This is a genomic window from Bacillus carboniphilus (assembly GCF_039522365.1).
GTDB lineage: Bacteria > Bacillota > Bacilli > Bacillales > JC228 > Bacillus_BF > Bacillus_BF carboniphilus.
The window spans coordinates 39,297-62,441 of sequence record NZ_BAAADJ010000010.1 but is presented as its reverse complement, the minus strand read 5'-3'; the positions used below and the strand labels follow the sequence as shown (position 1 = coordinate 62,441).

15 protein-coding genes, 1 riboswitch and 1 other annotated feature are annotated in these 23,145 nt (G+C 39.6%); of the genes, 5 read left to right on the top strand and 10 right to left on the bottom strand.

All coding sequences use genetic code 11. The features are described 5' to 3' along the window. Nucleotides 1–250: 250 nt before the first annotated feature. The 3 genes from abc-f to shc form a co-directional block, all read right to left on the bottom strand. On the bottom strand, nt 251–2,068 hold the full coding sequence (abc-f, locus tag ABDZ91_RS05330; protein ID WP_343796993.1) for a ribosomal protection-like ABC-F family protein: 1,818 nt from the start codon (nt 2,066–2,068) through the stop codon (nt 251–253). A gap of 334 nt (nt 2,069–2,402) precedes the next feature. After that, nucleotides 2,403–3,623, bottom strand: coding sequence for a DUF819 family protein (locus tag ABDZ91_RS05325; protein ID WP_343796991.1), 1,221 nt, complete (start codon nt 3,621–3,623; stop codon nt 2,403–2,405). A gap of 71 nt (nt 3,624–3,694) precedes the next feature. Further along, nucleotides 3,695–5,584 (bottom strand): squalene--hopene cyclase, encoded by a 1,890-nt coding sequence (gene shc, locus ABDZ91_RS05320; protein ID WP_343796990.1) that lies wholly within the window; start codon nt 5,582–5,584, stop codon nt 3,695–3,697. A gap of 125 nt (nt 5,585–5,709) precedes the next feature. Next, nucleotides 5,710–5,916 (top strand) — a binding site (T-box leader). A 267-nt stretch (nt 5,917–6,183) separates the two neighbouring features. Here shc and proS point away from each other — a divergent pair. Beyond that, on the top strand, nt 6,184–7,620 hold the full coding sequence (gene proS, locus ABDZ91_RS05315; RefSeq protein WP_343796988.1) for a proline--tRNA ligase: 1,437 nt from the start codon (nt 6,184–6,186) through the stop codon (nt 7,618–7,620). Between the two features lie 36 nt (nt 7,621–7,656). Here the strand turns inward: proS and ABDZ91_RS05310 are convergent, their stop codons facing one another. Further along, nucleotides 7,657–8,940, bottom strand: a complete 1,284-nt coding sequence (locus tag ABDZ91_RS05310) for an MFS transporter (protein WP_343796986.1) — start codon at nt 8,938–8,940, stop codon at nt 7,657–7,659. Between the two features lie 180 nt (nt 8,941–9,120). On the opposite strand from ABDZ91_RS05310, the gene ABDZ91_RS05305 reads away from it, so the two are divergent. Then, on the top strand, nt 9,121–10,026 hold the full coding sequence (locus ABDZ91_RS05305; protein WP_343796985.1) for an ArsR/SmtB family transcription factor: 906 nt from the start codon (nt 9,121–9,123) through the stop codon (nt 10,024–10,026). Nucleotides 10,027–10,068: 42 nt separating this feature from the next. On the opposite strand, the gene ABDZ91_RS05300 is transcribed toward ABDZ91_RS05305, so the two are convergent. Then, entirely contained in the window at nt 10,069–11,316 is a 1,248-nt protein-coding gene (locus tag ABDZ91_RS05300; RefSeq protein ID WP_343796983.1) for a dicarboxylate/amino acid:cation symporter, read from the bottom strand. A 67-nt stretch (nt 11,317–11,383) separates the two neighbouring features. Beyond that, a riboswitch (cyclic di-AMP (ydaO/yuaA leader) is annotated at nt 11,384–11,542 on the bottom strand. Between the two features lie 275 nt (nt 11,543–11,817). Between ABDZ91_RS05300 and ABDZ91_RS05295 the strand changes: the two genes are divergently transcribed. After that, nucleotides 11,818–12,381, top strand: a complete 564-nt coding sequence (locus tag ABDZ91_RS05295) for a GNAT family N-acetyltransferase (protein ID WP_343796982.1) — start codon at nt 11,818–11,820, stop codon at nt 12,379–12,381. Nucleotides 12,382–12,441: 60 nt separating this feature from the next. On the opposite strand, the gene ABDZ91_RS05290 is transcribed toward ABDZ91_RS05295, so the two are convergent. The 5 genes from ABDZ91_RS05290 to ABDZ91_RS05270 form a co-directional block, all read right to left on the bottom strand. Then, nucleotides 12,442–13,746 (bottom strand): serine hydrolase domain-containing protein, encoded by a 1,305-nt coding sequence (locus tag ABDZ91_RS05290; protein ID WP_343796980.1) that lies wholly within the window; start codon nt 13,744–13,746, stop codon nt 12,442–12,444. Between the two features lie 65 nt (nt 13,747–13,811). Beyond that, on the bottom strand, nt 13,812–14,729 hold the full coding sequence (locus ABDZ91_RS05285; protein ID WP_343796978.1) for a YncE family protein: 918 nt from the start codon (nt 14,727–14,729) through the stop codon (nt 13,812–13,814). A gap of 64 nt (nt 14,730–14,793) precedes the next feature. Next, nucleotides 14,794–16,290, bottom strand: a complete 1,497-nt coding sequence (locus ABDZ91_RS05280; RefSeq protein WP_343796977.1) for an amidase family protein — start codon at nt 16,288–16,290, stop codon at nt 14,794–14,796. 364 nt (nt 16,291–16,654) lie between these two features. Next, nucleotides 16,655–17,026, bottom strand: a complete 372-nt coding sequence (locus ABDZ91_RS05275) for a YckD family protein (RefSeq protein ID WP_343796976.1) — start codon at nt 17,024–17,026, stop codon at nt 16,655–16,657. 133 nt (nt 17,027–17,159) lie between these two features. Further along, entirely contained in the window at nt 17,160–19,049 is a 1,890-nt protein-coding gene (locus tag ABDZ91_RS05270; protein WP_343796974.1) for an ABC-F family ATP-binding cassette domain-containing protein, read from the bottom strand. 124 nt (nt 19,050–19,173) lie between these two features. On the opposite strand from ABDZ91_RS05270, the gene ABDZ91_RS05265 reads away from it, so the two are divergent. Further along, on the top strand, nt 19,174–20,484 hold the full coding sequence (locus ABDZ91_RS05265) for a DUF2254 domain-containing protein (RefSeq protein ID WP_343796972.1): 1,311 nt from the start codon (nt 19,174–19,176) through the stop codon (nt 20,482–20,484). A gap of 456 nt (nt 20,485–20,940) precedes the next feature. After that, the gene (recQ, locus tag ABDZ91_RS05260) at nt 20,941–23,106 is read left to right on the top strand and encodes a DNA helicase RecQ (RefSeq protein WP_343796970.1); all 2,166 of its coding nucleotides are present in this window, start codon (nt 20,941–20,943) and stop codon (nt 23,104–23,106) included. The last annotated feature ends 39 nt before the right edge of the window (nt 23,107–23,145 follow it).

The following is a 23,145-nucleotide window of genomic DNA, read 5'->3' as shown; positions in this document are numbered from 1 at the left end:
AATGGAAAACGCTTACAAACACATACGAATAGAGAGAAGTTTCTATAACAAAATCTATTAAATTTTATAGGTGAATTTTTCACCCACTAAAACTTGACTCAATCGCCTTTCATGTTTCTATCTTATCTAGATTTAGGTTTTCTCATAATGAGCCTCAGCTATATTTTGAGATAGGACTTGAGGCTTAGTACGAATGGGGCTGGAGGTAAAAAAAGAGCAGCTAGTGTTGAAACCAGCTACTCTAAAAGGGTTAATTGCTATTCTTCAGTTGTGCAATTTTCATTTGCAATTCTCTTGCTTTTTCTATCTTTTCGAGGTTCGGCTGTAGTGATTCAGACTCCTCATCTTCCATTAGTAAATAGGCTAGCTCCAATTCTAAACGCTGCACTTCGTTTTCGACTGCTTGTTCAGATGAGTCCAGATGTTTGTAGTTCATCCACTCTTCATAGCTTCCCGGATAGAATGTAAAATCCTGATCCTGGAGGGAAATCACTCGGTTCGCTACCTTTCTTAATAGGTAGGAATCATGTGAAACAAGCACTACTGCTCCCGGATACATAGAAAGAGCATCTTCAATTCTTTCTCTCGTGTCAATATCCAAATAGTTCGTTGGTTCATCAAAGACAAGTAAATTGGCCTGGGAAAAATAAAGCTTCACAAACGCTACCCTGCACCTTTCACCCATACTTAACTCACTGATTTTCTTAAACACCGTATCACCACGAAACAGAAAGCAAGCTAATATCGTTCTGGCTTCGGTTTGTGTCAGCTCAGTCCCAGACATAACCTCTTCCAAGATGGTGGCTTCCTCATGAAGGGCATCTAATTCCTGCATAAAGTAGCCGATTCGTAAATTAGGATGGTGAATAATCCCTCCACTATCCGGATCTATTTGCCCAGTTAGAAGCTTTAACAGTGTAGTCTTACCTGAGCCATTTTGACCTACAACCGCTATGCGATCTTCCCGTTCCACTCCGAAAGTCAGTTCATTAAATCCAAAAGTGGATCCTTTATACGAAAAGGATACTTCATCGAAGCTAATCATTCGTTTGCTCCCAAAGTTCTCAGCTTCTAATTTAACCTGGATGGAAGGAGCATCCTTTGGCCGCTCTACTCGGTTATTTTCGAGCCGTTCCAATGCTTTTTCTTTGGCCTTAAATCGAGTCATATTTTTGTTTGCTTTTCTCTTAGCAAAAGGGTTTCTTTCTCCGGCCGCATTATGGGCTTTTTGAAACCATTGTCTGTAATTAGAAATAGCCTCAACTAGATTTTTCCTCTCTATTTCCTGTCTACGATACGTGGCCTCTAGTGTCTGACGTTCTAAATCTTTTTGTTCTTTGTAAAACGAGTAACCACCTGCATACTTTTTTGTTCCACTGGGAGTCAGTTCATACGTTGCTGTAGCCACTTGGTCAATAAAATCCCGTTCATGTGAGATAAACAAAATGGCCCCCTTAAAGGACTTCATCCAATCCGCCAACCACAATAATGATTCAGCATCTAAATGGTTCGTTGGTTCATCTAACAAAAGTAGTTTCGGTTGATTGATCATAGCTTTTGCCAACTTTGCCCTTGTTTTTTGTCCTCCACTAAGTTGCTGAAATGGTAGATCCCAGACCCTATTTGGTATCCCTAAACTGTTCATCTGCTTTTCTATTCTTGTTTCCCATTCGTACCCGCTTCGTTCCATATATTCTTGTAGGAACCCACTATATGTCTCCATCAGGTCATTATTTGTTTCTAATTGTTTCTCGAGATTCTGTAACTTCTGTTTTAACTGGAACAATTCTTCATGGTCAGATTCAATCAATTGTCGAGTCGTAAAACCGTGGGATGCATCGGATTCCTGGTCCATCCAACTCCACTGCCCTTCATCCAGTTGGTTTTTTAGGGTTCCTTTAGCAATAGGTTGGTATCCTATAAGACTCTTCATAAAAGTGGTCTTACCAATTCCATTCTTCCCAATAATGGCCACACGTTCCCCTTCATGTACCTCAACTGAAGCATTCTCAAACAAGACATTCCCCTTTATATCAACTGCAACATTTTCAGCTTTTATAAATAACATCCACATTCCTCCATTACCTAAAATAAAAAAACACAGGCTTCTGCCTGTGTTTAGGTGTAATGGGAAATGTATTGTTTGGCTAATGTAAAAGGGCATAAAAAACCCTATCGCATTACAATACGACGGTCCTATTCAATAAAGAGAATATCAAAAAATAGACAGACTGATTCCATTACTCTGACCACAGGCAGAGCCACTTTTTCATATGAAAATTAGCGAAAAAAGTGTTGGAAAATAATCATGTCGTCTAATGTGATCCCTCCTTAGTTTGTTATTTGCATTATATCCAAAGTTTGTAAAAATGACAATGGGCAAGTGATTTGGATGTGAACTTTTACATCATACTCTGGAACCAATACCCCATTAAACTTCCAATATAGTTTCCAATAATATATCCAAGTGTTCCAACAAGCATGATCGGTGCAATTAACTCCGTCCATCCTCTTGCAATGGCCATTGCCGCCGCTGTTGTTGGTCCACCGATGTTAGCATTACTCGCAACAATCATTTCTTCTAAGTTGAACTTGAACATTCGCCCAAACACAAATGTAAATAACATATTGAACAAAACGATAACGGCCACAAAGATTAACAATAATGGAGCTGCCTCAACTAATAATGGAATAGAGGCTGGAACCCCAATAACAACAAAGAAAATATAGATTAAGTATGTTCCAAGTTCCTGAGATCCATGAATCTTATCAAAGAAACGATGGAATACCGTCACTAATAAAACGGTAATAGTAGTGAGCATTAAGTACTTATCACCTAAAATCCCATCTAAAATAATAAGAAAAGTATTGTTTGAACCCTCACTCTCTATCATTCCATTAAAAATAGCTGCTAGTTTAAAAGAAATTCCCACAATAACAAAGGCGCTTCCTAGTGCAAACGCAATATCTTTTAAAGAAATATCTTTTCGCTTCCAATAAGAAGATGCTTGCGTTTCACCTGCAGCATTTCCTTCTTTTTCAACTTGGTCAATGAATGGTGTTTTAAATTTATTTCTAAAGAAGGTAATAGACGGTATGGCAATGAGCACAAAGAAATATATCGCCATCATTAGGTTATCGGCAACTGTTGCTGCTGACACCATCTCTCCTGGGGCTTCAAACTTCCCAGCAAGTGCTGCAAAGTTTACACCTCCACCAATATAAGAGCCCGTCATCATAGCTCCAATTCGATCCAGGTAAGGAATTGAATCTTTTAATGTTATAAATGCGATGGTCACACCCGCTACAGTCCCAATCGAACTGATTAAAAATAAGAATAATAACTTTCCACTTTCATTCCATATTTTCTTTAAGTTTGCTTGAAATAGAAGTAACGGGATAGCCAATGGAATGACATATACCCACACTGCATCATATACTGGAGATGCGGTAGGGATAACATTTAAGTTAGCTAGAACCATTGCCCCTACTAGTGCAATAATGGCACCCGAGACTTTAGATGCCCATTTATACTTTTGCTCCAAGTAAATACTGACTGCTGCCCATCCAGCTAAAAATGCCCACAACAACCACGTTTCTTCTGGCTTAATTAAACTCTCCATTCGAATTCCTCCTTTTCCTAATTTTTCGTTCAGATATATTTAACCATAAATTAGAATTTTCAAACAAGTTACTAAAAGTACTTTTTTCGATAGTTACTAAGTGCTAGGAGTGGAAAAATATATCGATAACTATGGTAGTGAATATAGAAAAAGTCCGCCATTCCTTGGCCTGTTGGATATCGCTCCGTCCAGTTTTTACTCCTAGCATTTCGAATTAAGTACGCTATTCCATTTTCTATCTGCCTGGATGGTTTATTTGAAACTGAGATCAATGCATCCACTGCCCATGCGGTATGCGTCAATGTACTTTCGCCTAATGGCATGTATTTTTTATATTGGTCACTCTTGCATGATTCTCCCCAACCACCATCTTGGTTTTGTGTTTGCTTTAACCACTTGATTGCTTTTTGAATAGAAGGATGGTTCGTTGGCTCACCTACTGCCGCTAATCCCGTTAACGCAGCCCAGGTTCCATTGATATAACAAATCCCCCACCTACTGTACCAGGAACCATCTTCTTCCTGATGGTCATAAAGCCATTTAATTGCTTTTTCCATTCGTTTATTTGGTTTTTCAAACACCGTATAATGCCCGAAGAATTCTAACGCTCTCCCCGTCAAATCAGCAGCAGAGGGATCTAGCAGGAAAAACTCTGCTCCACTTATAGGCAACCACTCTAGCAGTCTATTGTTTACACCACGCTCAAAAGCTGGCCATCCTCCGTCCTTATTTTGCATAGTATGAACCCAATGGACGCCTTTCTCCCACGCTTCTTTTACATGAGGATTATCTAAAGACGCACTCGTGATGGAACGCAGAGTTGCTGTTGTATCGTCGACATCCGGGTGTATTGTGTTGACATGGGAGAAGCCCCACCCACCTGGAACTCCCTTTCGATTATGGATTACCCAGTCCCCATACTTGGTATGCTGTCTAGATAATAAATACTGATTGGCTTTTTCAATCGTAGGGTCATGACTCGGTACTCCAGCCGACTGTAGAGCAGAACTAATCAGACTCGTATTCCATACGTTTGCAGTCGTATATTGGATATGGACCTGCTTTTGAATCACTGTTCCCATCGATGCTAACCCTTCAACCGCCTTTAAAATAAGAGGGTCCTGCTTAGAAGCACCTAGAGCCAGTTGTGCAAAAATCATATAGAATGTAGTGCTAAAATAGCTTAAAAGAGTCCCATCCGGTTCAATTCTCTCTAACATATACTTCCTGGCTTCCTCAATCGCACGAGATCGAATTTGGTCTGGTATTCCTGCAATGGTTTTGATTCCTTTTTGAATAAAAGATAGAAAAGACATCCATTCCTTAGAGCGGTACTCTTCCCAATAATCATCCCATCCTGACTCTCTTTGGGATAAATACAAGTTAGAAAGATCAGGACTCAACCTTGTCTTCACTTGAAATTTTTGACTGGTAATAATCATCATTGGGGCTAAGTTCGCCCGCCCAAATACGGAAATGTCATAGAAATTGAAGGGAAAAGAAAGTGGCAGTAGCATGATTTCGACTGGCATGGGTGAAAAGGTTGGCCAAGGATATTGACCCGTCATGGCTAGAAGGACTTTTGTGTATATTTTTGCTTTTTTGAGTCCACCATGTTTCCGGATGAATTGGCTAGCCCTTTTCATTTGTTCGTCCGTCTTCTTACGGTACCCTGAATATAAAAGAGCATAATACGCGTCAATCGTCAGAGAGAGATTGCCTTCCTGCTCATCCTCGAATAGTTTCCAGGCTCCATTCTGTTCTTGTCTACTTTCAATCCGATTGACAAGCGCTTGTATAAAGGGCTCATCGTTCCATTCCAATGTTCGAAGTAAAATAATCATGTAAGCATCTGTCAGAATTCCCATCTCAAATGGATATACCCATGAACCATCTTCCTGTTGGTCTTTTTTTAACTTAGCAATCAATCTTTCCATTTCAGCCTGAACCTGTTCAATCATGACGTCTTCCCTCCCTTTCTTTACTTCACTATATGATGTTGGACAAATAAGGCATTCATATAGGTAAAAAACAGATTGACAATAAGATTGCAAAATTTATATAATACTGCACAATACTATATTGAATAAAAACAATGACGAGGATTAGTAGATTGGAGTTAGCCTTTAACAGAGAGGGAACTAGTGGTGGGAGGTTCCTATTGGCACCCGTTCGAACCTGCCTTCTGAGTTCTGTATGAAAATACAGCGGTTCAACCGTTATCTTTTGAGTGTATAAGGTCGTCTGTTGCCTTATGAAGTAGGGTGGTACCGCCAAAGTCTTGGTCCCTTTTGGGATTGAGGCTTTTTTTTATTGGGTTTTGTTTGAGGATGCGCTTGGACGGGCGGGAATACAAGCGGCTAGCACGGCGAGGAGAATGCAAACCGTGGAAAACGTGACCTGCTGGAAGAAGAAACGTTAACAGAGGGAACGCAAACTCCGGAATCGTGACCTGCTACAAGAACAATCGTTAATAGAGGGAACGCAAACCTCGGAATCGTGACCTGCTGCAACAACTATCGTTAAAAGAAGGAAAGCAAATAAAAAAGGAGTGTGTAACATGAAAAACCAAAAAGATTTTGTAAAAAGCGTCACCGCCATGGACGATGATTTTGCGCAGTGGTACACAGACATCGTCACGAAAGCTGACCTGGTCGACTACTCTAGTGTCCGCGGCTCCATGATTATTCGCCCATACGGGTATGCCCTTTGGGAAAATATTAAAAATGAACTGGATCGCCGAATAAAGGAAACCGGCCATGAAAACGTCTATATGCCCCTCTTCATTCCTGAAAGCTTGCTTCAAAAAGAAAAAGATCACATCGAGGGCTTTGCTCCTGAGGTTGCCTTCGTTACACATGGGGGTTCAGAGGAACTGACGGAGAGACTTGTCGTCCGCCCGACTTCTGAAGTGTTGTTCTGCGAGCATTACAAAGATATTATACATTCTTATCGCGACCTACCTAAGCTTTATAACCAGTGGGCTAATGTCGTCAGATGGGAAAAAACCACACGCCCATTCCTTAGAACGCTTGAATTTTTATGGCAAGAAGGTCATACCTGCCACGCAACCGATGAGGATGCACATGAGGAAACAACTCGTATGCTTGAAGTATACGCAAGAGTTTGTGAGGACCTGCTCGCTATCCCAGTTGTGAAAGGGCAAAAGACTGAAAAAGAAAAATTCGCCGGGGCCAAGTTCACTTATACCATTGAAAGCCTGATGCATGATGGAAAGGCCCTGCAAACTGCCACCTCTCATCATTTAGGAACTGGTTTTGCCAAGGCATTTGGCATTCAGTATTTAGATAAAGACGGTAACCAACAATATGTTCATCAAACATCCTGGGGATTTACTACGCGGGTTATTGGTGCCCTCATCATGGTTCACGGAGATGACCGAGGATTAAAAATACCGCCAAAGGTCGCTCCTACCCAAGTCATGATTGTTCCAATTGCCCAACATAAAGAAGGAGTTCTAGACTTTGCATATGATCTAAAAGAATCTCTTTCTAAGCTCGTCCGCATCGATATTGATGCAAGCGATAAAAAGCCTGGATGGAAGTTTAATGAATATGAAATGAAAGGGATTCCGGTCCGACTTGAAGTGGGTCCAAAGGACATTGAAAAGAACCAGGTTGTCCTAGTTAGACGGGATACTGGAGAGAAAGTTTTCGTTTCCATGGATAAACTCGAGGAAACGCTTTTAGCTCTACTAGAGGAAATACAATACTCCATGCTAGACACTGCTAGAAAAGCACGTGAAGACAAGACTTCAACCACTAATTCATTTGAAGAATTTAAAGAGCTTATTAACCAAAAACCTGGTTTTATAAAAGCCATGTGGTGCGGAAAACTTGAGTGCGAAGAAAAAATAAAAGAAGTAACTGGCGCAACTTCTAGGTGTATCCCATTTGAGCAAGAGTCCATTTCAAATGAATGTGTTTGCTGTGGAAATGAAGCGCAGAAATTAGTATATTGGGCAAAAAGTTATTAGAACCAAAGGGGCCATTCTTAATTACTGGCCCCTTTCTTACATTGTGGCTTTGACAACACGACCAATGCCAGATTTTTCATGTTCAATTTTCGCTAGCTTCGGAAGCTTTATTAGATAAAATAGTGCGGTGGCCAAAGATGCTCCCCCAACAATATAAAATATACCCTCTATGGTCATGTGATTTGGAAAAGCAGCTGCAATAAATGCTTGGGTCAAGGTTAATGTGAACATCATAAGCGGAGTGACTAAGCCTTGTACTCTACCCATCATTTTCGGATCAACAATTTGACCTAACCAGCCAAAAAATGCCACATTACATAATGGAATCGCCGTACCAAAGATAAAATGGACGATAAAATAAACCCAAATCTCTTCTATGGATGACTGAATAAACGGTGTTATTCCGTTGATCAGAAAGCTCGCAATAATCATTTTATACAACGCAACCTTTTTACTTAAATAAGTGGCTATTATGCTTCCTGATAAAACCCCCAAACCAATTGCAATCGTTAAACCAATTTGAACCTGTTCATAGGTTTCCGGCGCCAATTTATATTTCATAATAAAGATATGCATGACCGCAGTTCCCCCATTTAGAACTCCAATCATCAAAATCCCAATGAGTAGTGTAAGGACAATTGGTTTTCCCCATGCATACTTTACTCCTACCCAAAAATTTTGAAATACGGTTTTTAATTTAAACTCCTTGAAAGCAATCTGTCCGTTTGGCATTCGAACTTCGAGAGGGATTCGACAAAGAGCGATAAACACTCCGGAAACTAAAAAACTCAATGCATCAATCAAAATAGCTCCCTCTACACCAAGGTTCCAGTATATAAATGCCCCTAATCCACTTCCCGTTAAGAAAAATACACTTGAAAGCATTGAATTTAATCCCATTGCTGTGGGGTAATCTTCTTTAGTGAGAACTCCTTGTAAGAGTGCACTCTGGGCAGGCGGAAAGAACTTTGAAATACCACTTCGAATAAATAATAGTGCAAAGATGAGTGGCATAAAACCAATCATTACCGCCCCTAATAATAGTAAACTCAACCCAGCACATATCCAGTCACAATTTCTGGCTATCTTTTGTCTATCAAATGAGTCTGCTAATACCCCTGTCAGAAAAAATAAAAACAATGTTGGAAGTGAGTACATCATTTCAGTTAATGTCGCAAAAACAGGTTGTTGACTAAAGCGGTCCAAAATATAAAATGTGAAAGCAATCAACCCCGTGACTGTACCTATTTGTGAGGCAAATTGAGCTATAAAAAGCTTTACGTAATTTGGATTTTTGAAAATCCCAATATATGATCTCATTTCTATCCCTTCTTTACATGTTCTGTATCGTTCAAAGATTTTAAACCTTTTACACAAGTTCAATAATAATTGAACAGTATTATATGGTCAATTATTATCGTTCGACAAATTGTGTTCAATGACTCCCTTCCCTCGCTATGATAAGATAGAAAAAACAGAGAAGAATGGGAGGGTTATGCCATGAACTATACAGTAAGTGCCTCTTTTTCACCTATAGACGAATTGTTATTAAGCTATCTATTATATAAAAACCCCAAAAACAGTAAATACCTAGAGGTGGGTAAAGACTGGAGAAAACAGGTCGAGGCTCGTCTCAGCACACATTTTAAAAATGAGATTGAGACCTTAGGAGATGAATGGCTTTTTCACTATCTACATGTGCTTATTGATAAACAAACATACGAAAAGCAAACAATTGAAGATATTTTATCTGAAGTAAGCCAATTAAGTGCGGGGGATATTTTAGAAAGAATTGTACCAGTATTGAAGCAAGACAAAGCATTGCCTCAAGACATTCTTGGTGAACGGGACCGGATGATCTCTATCTTGAAAGAATGGGACAAGGAGTACTTTTCAACTCTTCCCTCCTCTACCATTCCTCTTTTACAAAAAGCAAATGAAAAAACGAAAGAACAATTAACAAAAGCAACGCCTACTAAAGTAATAGAGGAACTCACAAACGGAATGATATTCGAATCATCTTTTATCAAACATATTCATGTCATGCCTAGTTTACATTTCAGGCCATTAACAACCTATACACTGTATCATGACTGTATTAGTTTATATTATCCTGCCACCACATTTGACAGTAAAGAAGCTCGAATCGTGTTAATTGGAAAAGCCCTTTCCGATCCAAAGCGTCTACGGATTTTACAACAATTAAAAGGAGAAAAACGCTCATTTACTGAACTTGTTCATCTGATTGGAGATACAAAAGGCAATATTCATCACCACATTTCGATTCTTAACACGGCAGGACTCATTAACCGACATGTCGATGAACATTGTCAAAACACCTTATATAGTCCAAGAGTGCCTTTGTTAAAAGAACTAGATAAACATGTTCATGCTTTATTTTCCTGATAAAAAAAAGCCCAAATCCTTCTGGATTTGGGCTTTCTTAACTTACGCAGACAAGCTTTCTTCTGAAGACTGATGTTTCTTTTCTGTCTCAGCTACCATAACGGCACATGCTGCATCACCTGCAGTATTGACAGCTGTTCTTGTCATATCAAGAAGACGGTCGATTCCAATGATGAGAGCAATTCCCTCAACTGGGAGGTTTACAGATTTTAATACCATTGCGAGCATGATCAGACCTACCCCTGGAACACCAGCTGTACCGATACTTGCCAGAACAGCTGTTAGCACAACCATTAGTAGTTGACTAATTGATAAATCTACCCCGTAAACTTGGGCGATAAAAACCGTTGCAACACCTTGCATAATGGCTGTCCCATCCATGTTAATCGTTGCTCCTAGCGGTTGAACAAAACTACTTATACTCTTCGGAACACCTAACGTTTTCTGAGCAGTTTCCATGGAAACTGGTAGGGTTGCGCTACTACTTGAAGTACTAAAGGCAACCGACATGGCTGGTGCAAATCCTTTGAAGAATTTGATTGGGCTCATTTTTCCAAATAGAGAAACCGTCGAACCATACACAAGGATGGCATGAAGAATTAGAGCAAGTAAAACGGCAATGAAATACATTCCCATTACTTTGAATGCCTCCCATCCCTGTTTTCCGACTGCAGATGCAATTAAGGCAAATGCGCCGGCTGGAGCTGTTTTCATGACGACATTCACTAAATACATCATGATTTCATTTCCTTGTTCAAACAGTTTCAAAATCCCTTTTGTTTTATCTCCTAGAACAGCTAATGCTAGTCCTATGAATACAGCAAATGTAATCATTTGGAGCATATTACCCGTAGTCATCGCTTCAATAGGGTTTGTCGGTATCACATCAAGTAACGTATCGATAAACGATGGTGCTTCTGTTGCTTCAAAATTCGCACTCGAAGTATCAAAGCTTCCTCCTACACCTGGCTTCATTGCATAGCCAATTCCGATTGCCAAGCTAATTGCAATAGTCGTTGTAACTAGAAAATAACCAATCGTTTTTGCCCCTATACGACCTAATTTTTGAGGATCCCCAAGACCAGCAACCCCTAAGGTAATGGAAATAAAAACAAGTGGAACGACTAACATTTTGATTAAGTTAAGGAAAATGGTTCCTAGTGGATACAGTATATATGGATCTACGATTTTAAACACACTTGGTGCAAAGATGTTCAACACAAAGCCAAAAACCAAACCCAGAATTAGAGCTAATATAATGTTTCTTGTAAGCTTGTTACTTCCTTCCACCTGAAAAACCTCCTTATTATGAAATAAAAAACACGACAGAGAGAGCCCTGTCGTGGTTCATTAGCAATAGTGGTCTCTACTGGAGCTTACGAGGTTAGCTGTCGGATTCGGATGTAGAGAAATCACCCTACCTTACTAGTAAACTAGTGAAAGGATTCACCCCTGTGGCAGTTGCCACAAATAATTGGTTCCCCCGCTCCCATATGGGATTAAGCGTTGTTATATTTTATATTATTATAATAAATGTTTATTTCTCACGTCAATGTCAACACTTTACATTTGCTAGTAATTATCATGGTTTTGCAGCTGAATCGTTACAAAAAAGTAATCGAAATTCATTATATTGTAATAACAAAACCTTTTTAATGCGATTGTCTGGATTTTTTTCTATGTTTTACTTCATACCCAGTAACAAAATTGTCATAATGGGAATCTAACCCATCATTTACCCACCCGATATGTAATAATAAGAAATATGAATTAAAGAAAGGCTGTGATTTGATGGACCCAATATTACTAGACCTACCTACCAAAATAGAAACGGAACGATTAGTTCTCCGTATTCCACAACCTGGTGACGGGAAGGTAGTCAATCAAGCTATTTGTGAATCCATAGAAGAATTAAGACCATGGTTGTCTTTTGCTAAAAAGAAACCTTCCATAGAAGAAACGGAAGCTGATGTCCGAATTGCCCACGCTCACTTTTTCTTACGCAAGGAAATTAGATTTCATATTTATAGTAAGGCTGATGGTCGTTTTATAGGAACAGTAAGACTCCATCACCCAAGCTGGAAAGTTCCTCGTTTTGAACTTGGCTACTGGATTCACACAAAAGAAAGTGGAAAAGGATACATAACGGAGGCGGTTGAAGCCCTTGTTCAATACGCTGTTGAAGAAGTGGGAGCAAAAAGAATCGAGTGCCTAATCGGAACAGATAACAAGAAAAGCTGCAAGATCCCAGAAAAGCTTGGTTTTACTTTAGAGGGTATTTTGAAGAATGAATACACCAACGGAGAAGGTGTTCTCATTGATAGTTATGTGTATGCGCTAACTCCAGGACGATAATAGAAAAACAGGTCATTACTACAAACCTAAGTAAGTAAAGACCTGTTTTATTTAATTCGACTAGTTTTTCCTCCTCAACATCCTCGATCCAAACAACACCGCCCATGCCTTTTCGTTATCTCTTAAAAAGAACTGAATAGGCAAACCAGTTTCTTCAACTACTAAGGTGTTAGTGGAACTTGCTCTTAGTTTCAGCTTTTCCCCTGCTGCTTCTGCAACTGGAGCCCCGTCTTCCAACGAGATTTTCACATAACCGCCCTCTGCAGAATCATAGCTACCTACTAATAGCTGTAATTCATCAGAAGTTAGATTATAGAATGGTTCCACACTACGCTTTTGCTCTAACGGAATGCCTAAAGCTGTATTCATTGCTGCTAACCATATATCGGCAGCCGGTACACCTGATACATTGGTCAGTACACTTACAACAATTCCCTTCTCAGGAACAAATCCAAAGTTCGAGGAAACGCCTGGTTGACCTCCTCCGTGTTCAACTAATGTGACGCCTGAGTAATCTGGTGTAACTTGTAAGGCATAGCCGTAGTAAGCGTTCCTTCTAATTTGATGAAGATGACTCCACATTTTCTTCACTCTCTCTTTAGAGACAATTGGCCCCTCTCCCACATAAGCCTGACCATATTTTAATAAATCCAGGACATTCGAACGGACCCCTCCACCAACCTCGTAGTTACCGAGTGTTGGCCATTGTTGTTTTTCATATGTACTGCTGTCTGAATTATATATGTAAGGAACTGACACGTTATCATACTTCGCTACCTCTTCTAGACTTAGGGTAGAGCGGTACATTTGTAGAGGATTTAAAATTGTTTCCGTAACAAACCTTCGATAGAGACGCCCCGTCAGACGCTCAATGATTTCACCGAGTAAAAGAAAGGTGTCGTTGCAGTAGCTAAAGTACTGACTAGGTTTCCCTAGTAGTTCGTAGTCTTCATTAGCTACATATTCTAGATGGTGTTTGAGATCATTAAGTTCTTCTCGGCGGTTCATAGGAGGTAATCCAGTAGTATGTGACATAAGATGATAGATTTTGATTTCACTCATGTCTTCTACACCTTGCATCTTGAACTCAGGAATGTATCGGATCACGGGATCTTCTACTGATAACTTCCCTTCCTCCTCTAGCTTTAATATAGCTAAAGCTGTAAACGATTTAGTCACGGAAGCTATTCCAAAAATCGTTTCTGGAGTGACGGGTTCTCTCGTTTCAACATCACGAACCCCAAATCCCTTTTGATAGATAACCTTTCCATTTTGGGAAACGGCGACAGCTGCACCTGGTATATGTTTGTCTTTCATAACACCATGTAAGCAATCTTCGAATTTGGTCCAATTGATCGTATTCATTTGACTACCTCCTATGAATTATTCAAAAAGCCATGCGCTAATTCGGGCATGGCTTTTCTATGACTCTATTTAACTAAGTAAGCAATCCCATCCGGATGAATACCCACTTTTATTTTTGCTTCTTCCTCTAACGTTTCCATATTGATAACAGAAAGGTCATTCGTTTTATTGTTGGCTACAAATGCTTTGGTGCCTTCAGGGTTGAACACAATACCTCCCGGCCATACTCCAACACGAATTCGTTTAACTTCCCATGGATATACTTTACCCTTTAGTTCAAACGCAGTCTCAATGATAGAAAGCTCTCCTGACTCACGGTTTGGAATAAGTGCATATTTCCCATCCGGTGAGAAAACAAGACGAACGGGGCACGTTCCAATTCTTCTTTTATATAAAACTTCTAACGTCTCTGTATCGATTACAAATAGATTGTTATCATCTTGATTTGCGACATACAGTTCTCTTCCGTTAGGGTGAACAGCTACACCTTCAGGTCCTCTTCCCACTGGAAAGTGATTCACAACTTTCTCAGATTCAACATCCACAACGGTCATGTTATGGCTTCCGATGTTCGGCACGTAAACCGTTTTACCATCTGGAGAAAATGAGATCATGTGAGAAAGTTTTTGATAGGTTGGAAATACATTCGTAATTTCATCTATTTCTGCATCTATGACAAAGACTTTCTCACTGTATGTAGAGGCCATAAAAATCTTTTTCCCATCAGGAGTAACCCCTAAACCATGTGGAAAATTAAAATCAGGGTGCTCCAATGTTTTCGTGATTTCAAACGTATCGTTATCCATGATGTTCATTTTATTCCCTAAAGAACAAGTAATATAGGTCTTCTTGCCATCAGGGGTAATCACAACCTCGTGTGGATTATAATCTGTTTCCACTGTTTTTATAATTTCATAGGAATGCGCATCTACTATGGATACGGTATCTTCATCTTTATTTAGAACAATTAAGTATTCTGCCATGAGAGGGTCCTCCTAATATTTCGTATGACTAAATATTATCATAGTTTAATATGTTCTGACATCTCTAAGATTGAAAAATTGGGTTGTGTGTCACATCGATAAACTTACCGTCTGATTCCATCTGTCCTGCTAGTTTATACAACAAGTCCTCTCTCTCTCTTGCTGCCACCACTTGAACACCAATTGGTAATCCCGTGGACGAGAGCTTGACTGGTAACGTCATTGCAGGTTGTCCTGTCAAATTAGCTAGTTGAGAAAATGGAACTCGTGATAAGTTATCGACCGCCAATTTATCAACGATTCCAGCCCTTTTTAACAAACTGCCCGCCCCTAATTTCCCTACTACAGAGATAGCCATTTGTTCGGCAGGGGTTGGGTCTTGTTCACCAATTTTTGGAGCTGGGAACGCAGTGGCCGGTGTCAGGTAAAGATCGTATGTTTCGTGGAATTCCTCCATGATGTATGCGGCTCGGTCCCATTCTCTAATACTCAGTGCGATTTCCTTAGCCGAAGTTGCTTTTCCAAGTAGTCCTAATAACCAGGTTGTGGGCTCTACATCCTTATAGGTTGCTTTTCTACCCAAGACAGGTGTTAAAGACTCAAGTGTCGCAGCTACTTCACCAAAGTAGTTGTTGAGATAACATTGGGCAATTTTATGACCATCGATGGGAGCTTCTTTTTCTTCAACAATATGACCCATAGATTCTAGTAGTTTTGCTGTTTGATGGACAGCCTCTATACATTCAGGGTCTACTTTTGTACCAAGTGGAGATTTCGTTGTAAAAGCGATTTTTAATGGATCCTTGATTGGCGTCGACATGTCCTGCAAATAGCTCCCTGTGTAGTCCGGGACATGAAAGGCTGCCCATTTCACATGTCCTTTTAACTCATCTAACATGGCTGCACTGTCTCTTACTGTTCTGGATAAAATATGGTCTACAGAAGCTCCCTGCCAGTCACGCCCCGTTTTTGGTCCCACTGGTGTGCGTCCTCTAGTCGGTTTTAAACCAAATAGTCCACTATATGCGCCAGGAATTCTGATGGAACCGCCACCATCATTGGCTCCCGCTATCGGAACCATTCCAGAAGCAACGGCTGCAGCAGACCCTCCACTGGAACCCCCCGGTGAATGATCAGTATTCCACGGATTTCTAGATGGACCGTAATGTTTGGGTTCCGTTATTCCAAGGAGGGCAAATTCAGGGACATTTGTTTGTCCAAGTATAATAGCTCCTGTTTTTCTTATTCTTTTCACATACTCGGAATCTTGTTTTGCCCTGTAGTTTTGGAATGCTTTGGACCCTAACGTAATCGGTTCACCTTCAATTTCTTGCGTAATATCTTTTAATAGAATGGGGACACCAGCGAAGGCTCCCTCTGAAGTGGAATGCTCTGCCGTTGTCTCCGCTTTTTCATACATTTTATTGATAACCGCGTTTAACTGAGGATTTTTGTTTTCAATTTGATTTATTGCAGCTTGTACAAGTTCACGCGGATGAACCTCTTTCTTTTTCACCAAATCTGCTAGACCCAATCCATCATACTGTGTGTACTCTTTCACCTGACCCCATCCCCTTTTTTATTTCCTAATACTTTCTATCTATATGTAAGAAAAACCTTTTACTTGTAAAAAAGAATAAGCAGGGAGACTATTTTCTGTTAATCGGAAATTTTAGTATTTCTATCGGAAACTTCTGTTCTTCTATCGGAAATCTTTACCCCTATATCGGAAACTTCTGCTCTCCTATCGGAAATGTTTACCCCTCTATCAGAAACTTCTGCTCTCCTATCGGAAATGTTTACCCCTCTATCAGAAAACCTCACCGTTCGCTCTTAATTTTTCACACTCTCCCACGAGAAATCAGCACAAAAAAACCTCCCCATCAGCCACCAGGCTAATCGGAAGGTTCTCGCTAAACTTAATACTAATCATCGTCTCCATTGTCATCTTTATCATCTTTGTCATGATCCCTATGAAAATGGTGTCTTTCCATTGGTTTAAAACCATTCTCTTCCATTCTCTTATAGTGTTGGTCAATCCATGATTTCACTTTGTCTGCTTGCTCTTTTGTCATGGAGCCGAATTCCACATACTTATCCAGCACTTGCTTTTTTAATTTGTTGATTTCTTGGTAAAGGGCAGCCAGTTCTCCTTGTTGTTTTTCAGTTAGCTCCACCTTAGGCTGTTGTTGTTGTTGATTATCAGCGGACATTTTATTCGCTTGTGCTGGGATTGCATTTGCACTCATTGCTACCATAACTGCCCCCATAACTAAAGCAGCTAGTTTTCTCTTCATATTTAACACTCCTTTCATAATATGGATTATTTTGTCACTTAGGGCTGTGAAATATGTACATAATGTTCTTTTTCCTTTTAAAAAAGCAAAACAAAAACGACAACCCAAAGGCTGCCGCTTTACTTTATCCCTTTTATTTTTCGATTTCTTCCACCATAAGCGCTAGCTCTTCCCAACGTTCCATTGTCCGCTCTAGCTCGCTTTCGACCTCACTTTTCTGGTCCATCAGCTTCTGGATTTTTTCAAAGTCACTTCCCGCTTCTGCTAATTCTTCATCGATCTTTTCAATCTTCTCTTCAAGTTCAGCTATTTTATCTTCAATGCCATCCCACTCTAATTGATCCTTATAAGAGAGCTTTTTCCTTTTTTCAGTCTTCTGCTTAGGTTGTGTCACTTCTTTTACAGCCTTAACTTCAACTGCTTTCTTCTCTTTCATCTCTTCCATGTATTCTGTATACGAGCCCATAAAGCGACTGATATTCCCTTGTCCATCAAACACAATCAATTTATCTACCACTCTGTCCAAGAAGTAGCGATCATGGGATACAGTAATAACTACTCCAGGGAATTGATCAAGATAATTTTCTAAAACACTCAATGTTTGAATATCCAAATCATTGGTAGGCTCGTCTAAAAATAGCACATTAGGTTCAGTCATTAACACCCGTAACAAATAAAGCCGGCGACGTTCCCCACCGGATAATTTGCGGATGTAGGTCCATTGCATAGAGCGTGGGAACAAGAATCTTTCTAGCATTTGTTCTGCTGTGATCACTTGCCCATCAATCGTATGAACAATTTCAGCTACTTCTTTTATATACTCTACTACTTTCAAATCACCGTTAATCTCATCGTGGTCTTGTGTATAGTAGCCGATTTTCACGGTCGACCCTATTTCTATTTCCCCTTTATCAGGCTCAATTCGACCAGCAATCATATTTAAAAGTGTTGTTTTTCCACTTCCATTAGGTCCAATGATCCCAATTCGGTCACCAGGGATAATAAGTGAACTAAAATCTTGGATTAGTGCTTTCCCTTCGAACTCTTTACTGACACTTTCAAGCTCTATAACCTTGTCTCCAAGTCTTTGGGAGCCTATCGCAAAGTCTACCTCTCCTTTTACACCTTCTACTTTCTGGTCCTTTAGCTGTTCAACACGTTGAATCCGCGCCTTTTGCTTCGTTGTCCGCGCCTTCGCACCACGGCGTAACCATTCTAGTTCTCTTCTTAGTATATTTTGGCGTTTTGATTCCCTTAGTTCTGCTTCTGCTTCCCGCTCCGCTTTTTTCTCAAGGAAAACCTCATAATTCCCATCATAAGAATAAAGTTTTCCACGGTCTAACTCGAAGATTTTGTTTGTCACACGGTTTAAGAAATAACGATCATGAGTGACTAACAATAGAGCACCTTTGTACTGAGCTAAAAAACCTTCAAGCCATTCTATTGTCTCATTATCTAAATGGTTCGTCGGCTCATCCATTAGTAATAAATTTGCAGGTTGAATCAGTGCCTTTGCAATGGCAACCCGCTTCTTTTGACCACCTGATAGGTGCTTAATTTTTTTGGAGAAATCTGCAATTCCAAGCTTCGTTAAAACCGTTTTAGCTACGGTACTTGCCTCCCATGCATCTACTTCATCCATGCGTTGCTGTATAGAAATCAGTTTCTGTTGTTTCTGGCTATTCATTGGGTCCAACTCTAACTCATTCTGTGCCTGCTCATACTCTCGCATCGCCCTCATAATAATAGAATCACCGTAATAGATTTGCTCCAGAACGGTTAATTCCCCATCCAAGATTGGCTCCTGTGGTAGGTATTCAATTCTAAAATCATTGGCGTGAGTCATCGTAATCTCTTCTGCAGAATCTAATCCCGCCAACACTTTTAATAACGTAGACTTACCCGTTCCGTTAACACCTATGAGTCCAATTCTTTGCTTTTCAGCAATTGAAAAAGAAATTGAATCAAAGAGAGTTTTCTCTCCATATGTTTTATATAAATTTTCTACTAATAAAATACTCATCTTTACCATTCCTTCATTAAATCTTCTCTTATTGTAAATCAAAAAGTATGCGAACACCTAACGTTAAATAAGCCATGTTAAAAATAGGAGGAAATGGGGAACATGTTTCTTAGGAGTGAGTTAGATGAATTATAAAAAATTGTGGTTTCGTTTAAGAGGTAGTTATTGGTTTTTACCAACAATATATAGCTTTATTTCAATCGTCATTGTAACAACTACTACTTATCTAGATTATGGTTTCTTTCAAAGGTTAGAGGAACACATTCCCTCCATTCTATTAACTACTCATGATATGGCTATGTCTCTTTATAGCTCACTCATTACGGCCATTTTAACTATGACAACAATTAGTTTTTCATCTATTATGGTGGTTTTAACAACAACATCATCTCAGTTTTCTCCAAGAACATTGCAGGACTTTATGGCTGATCGGATTACCCAACACGTACTTGGTATCTTTTCATTCGGTTTTGTCTTTTCTTTAATAAGCCTTTTGCTTTTAAAAGAAAATAGTGAAGTACAGTTTTTAAACCCATTACTAACCGTCTTCTTTTCTATCGTCTGTTTAGGTGCCTTTATTTTGTTTATTCATCATTCTACAAGGTGGATCCAGGTGAATTATTTAATAGGTAATATTCGGAATGATACCTCTGAGGTTATCAAACAGTATTTTGACAAAAAACATGCCTCCTATAATTACGAATGGAATGAAACGTTGTTAGAAGAATTGGAAGAGAAAACAGAGAGATCTGTTCCTGCTGATACTTCTGGTTATGTTCAATCCATCCAATTTAATGAATTACTGAATTGGGCTAAAGAGCGTAATGTTATTTTAAAAGCCCATTTCCAAGTAGGAGACTATATTCAAAAAGGGATGCCTATTTTTTCATACTGGACGAATGGACACGAAAAGGAATTTGAAAGCAATGGCTACAGAGAGTATATTCTTATGGGACTTGAGCGAACTGGACTTTATGATATTGAATTTTCTATTCAAAAGTTGGTGGATATTGCACTAAGAGCATTATCGCCTGGCATCAATGATCCCCATACTGCAATCAACTGTTTAAACCGTATTGGTTCTTTGTTAGCGGAACTTGGAGAACACTACTACCCAACTAAATATTTTGCAGATAATGAAGGCACGGTTAGGCTTATTATGGACCCGAAACCGTACCGAGAATATTTATATAAGAGCTTCTATCAGATTAAGCATTACGGAAAACATGATGTATCTGTCATGAACGGAATCCTGGAGTCTTTAAATAATATCGCTATTGTTAGTGACTCAGAAATCCAAGAGGAAGTATGGGAATTTTGCAAATATATACTAGCGGCCATTGATCAAAAGGAGTTGGATGTGATGGACCAAGACCATATCCGGCATACTGCTGCAAGACTAGCAACGACGTGTAGGAAGGAGTTGAAGTGGTGAGGGTTGAGTTGCCATAAAAGAACCACTGTCCAGTTTTCCCTTCGAAAACCGGCATTTTCATTAAAATAACGGATCCTGTGTCCGGCTAGCGGGCGAAGTGGACACAGGTTCCGTTATTTGCTTATGAACTTTGCGGACAGAGGATCCTTTATTAGGCATATTTCAGCTGAATTTACTCTTAAATCTGTCAAATAGCGGAACCACGGTCCGGTTCCCCCTCTAAAACCGAGCATTTTCATTAAAATAACGGATCGTCTGTCCGGCTCGTCGGCAGAACAACCATTAGATAAAGCATCATTTACCATAAAAAAACCTTCTCTCCCTTTTAAAAAAGGTAAATCCTACAGTAATTTCACTAAAATCTCCTAATCAAAACACCTTTTCTTCTATTTTTCGTTTCAATGCTGATATGTTACGCTAGTTTCATAATTCTTGTATGGAAGGAACTTTAAATCTGTGAGTGTATTACTAAATAGAGCGCAAGATATTTTAAAAACAGTTTTCGGCTTTTCTAGCTTTCGCCCTGGTCAAGAAACGGTTATTCAACATATTCTTGACCATCACAACACCTTAGCTGTAATGCCAACTGGAGGAGGAAAATCCCTCTGTTATCAGGTACCCGGTCTTGTGATGGACGGTACTGCTATTATCATTTCACCCTTAATTTCTCTGATGAAAGATCAAGTTGATGCCCTCCAAGCCAATGGAGTGTCTGCTGCTTTTATCAACAGTACGTTAAGTCATCAGGAACAACAGGACATTATGAATCAATTGATTCAAGGTGATTTAAAATTCGTCTATGTAGCACCAGAACGATTCGAGTCTTTTGAGTTCACAAATGCTGTGAAAAAAATCCCACTTTCTTTTATTGCCTTTGATGAGGCCCACTGTATTTCTCAATGGGGCCATGATTTTCGTCCAAGTTATCGCTCTATCGTTCGAAACATTGAAGAAATGGATATAGGCTGTCCCCTTGTTGCCCTAACGGCTACAGCAACTGATCAAGTCATTGAAGATATCCAATCTCTACTGAACATTAGCCCTGAACAAGTTATAAACACAGGGTTCAGTCGTAGCAATCTTCATTTCCGTGTAGAAAGAGGTGTAAAAAAGGGGAATTTTATCAAAAGCTATGTGACTTCTAAGCGGAATGAGTCTGGCATTATTTATACTCCGACTCGGAAAACAACAGACCAAGTATACACATGGCTAGTGGATAACGGTTTTTCTGCTGCCCGGTATCATGCTGGGATGTCTGAACAAGAGAGATTAGAAGCTCAGAATGACTTTATTCAGGACGACGTATCCATTATTGTAGCAACAAACGCGTTTGGTATGGGAATAGATAAATCCAACGTACGATACGTCATTCATTATGGAATCCCTATGAATATCGAATCCTACTATCAAGAAGCAGGTCGCGCTGGAAGAGATGGAGAAGTGAGCGAATGTGTTCTTTTATTTGCTTCGAGTGATGTTCAACTTCAAAAGTTCCTAATTGAACAGTCGATCATGAATGAAGCGCAGAAAAAACAAGAATATGAAAAACTTCACGCAATGGTGCAATACGGATTCACCAAACAATGTTTACAACGATATATCCTCGATTACTTTTCCGATCCAAATGGAGTTGATAAGTGTGGTACCTGTAGCAACTGTCTAAAATCCGAGGAGTTAGTCGATATGACGAAAGAAGCCCAAATGATTCTTTCTTGTGTAAAAAGAATGGGTGAGCGTTTTGGTGTGTCCTTAACTGCTAAGGTTTTAAAAGGCTCCAAAGGTCAAAAAATCAAAGAGTTTGGTTTTCATCAGTTGTCGACCTATGGACTCCTTTCTCATTATAAAGAGGCCGACATTAACACGTTAATTCAACAGTTTATTGCTGATGGTTATTTAGCTGTCCAGCATGGACAATTTCCAACTATTAAACTTTCAAGTAAATCTTATGAAGTTTTGAAAGGGGAAGAAAAAGTCTGGGTTCATGCTAAGACAGAAAAAGTGGAGAGAACAGAGCAATTTGATGAAGGGTTATTTGAGTATTTAAGAGGGCTTCGTAAAAGAATTGCGGATGAAAATGGCTACCCACCTTATGTGGTCTTTTCGGACGCGACATTGAAAGATTTCTGCAGATTGATTCCAACTTCTCGTGAAGAAATGCTTCAAGTTAAAGGTGTTGGTCTTAGGAAATGGGATGAATATGGGGAAACCTTTTTAGGAAGCATACAGGCCTATATTGAGAAGAATGGGCCCATTGAAAAAGTTGAGATTGATACAAAGCCTATTGAACCGGTTACTCCAAAAAGAAGTGCTCCAACTCATCCAGATTCATCGCCTAGCCATATCGTTTCCTATCATCTATTCAGGGATGGAATGTCCATTGGGGAAATTGCAAAAGAACGTGGGATCACAAAGCTTACAATTGAAAATCACATCTTCAAGGCTTATCAAGATGGGTATGAACTGGATTGGACGTTATTTTTTGACGAGGATACGGAGGAGCTCGTCCTTGAAAAGCATGCGTTGCTAGAAGACAACAAACTAAAACCTTTGAAGGAATTGTTACCAGAAGATATTTCATATACAGCTATTAAGGCAGTTTTGGTTAAGAATGGAATTATTTAAAAAAGCTTGAGGATGATAGCCTCAAGCTTTTTTATACAT

Excerpts from the sequence above, each read along its gene's own strand:
- ABDZ91_RS05305 (WP_343796985.1), top strand. The coding sequence starts at position 9,121 with ATGAACTATACAGTAAGTGCCTCTTTTTCACCTATAGACGAATTGTTA.
- ABDZ91_RS05290 (WP_343796980.1), bottom strand. The coding sequence starts at position 13,746 with ATGAATACGATCAATTGGACCAAATTCGAAGATTGCTTACATGGTGTT.
- ABDZ91_RS05265 (WP_343796972.1), top strand. The coding sequence starts at position 19,174 with ATGAATTATAAAAAATTGTGGTTTCGTTTAAGAGGTAGTTATTGGTTT.
- ABDZ91_RS05285 (WP_343796978.1), bottom strand. The coding sequence starts at position 14,729 with ATGGCAGAATACTTAATTGTTCTAAATAAAGATGAAGATACCGTATCC.
- ABDZ91_RS05325 (WP_343796991.1), bottom strand. The coding sequence starts at position 3,623 with ATGGAGAGTTTAATTAAGCCAGAAGAAACGTGGTTGTTGTGGGCATTT.
- shc (WP_343796990.1), bottom strand. The coding sequence starts at position 5,584 with ATGATTGAACAGGTTCAGGCTGAAATGGAAAGATTGATTGCTAAGTTA.
- ABDZ91_RS05275 (WP_343796976.1), bottom strand. The coding sequence starts at position 17,026 with ATGAAGAGAAAACTAGCTGCTTTAGTTATGGGGGCAGTTATGGTAGCA.
- abc-f (WP_343796993.1), bottom strand. The coding sequence starts at position 2,068 with ATGTTATTTATAAAAGCTGAAAATGTTGCAGTTGATATAAAGGGGAAT.
- proS (WP_343796988.1), top strand. The coding sequence starts at position 6,184 with ATGAAAAACCAAAAAGATTTTGTAAAAAGCGTCACCGCCATGGACGAT.
- ABDZ91_RS05295 (WP_343796982.1), top strand. The coding sequence starts at position 11,818 with ATGGACCCAATATTACTAGACCTACCTACCAAAATAGAAACGGAACGA.
- ABDZ91_RS05310 (WP_343796986.1), bottom strand. The coding sequence starts at position 8,940 with ATGAGATCATATATTGGGATTTTCAAAAATCCAAATTACGTAAAGCTT.
- ABDZ91_RS05270 (WP_343796974.1), bottom strand. The coding sequence starts at position 19,049 with ATGAGTATTTTATTAGTAGAAAATTTATATAAAACATATGGAGAGAAA.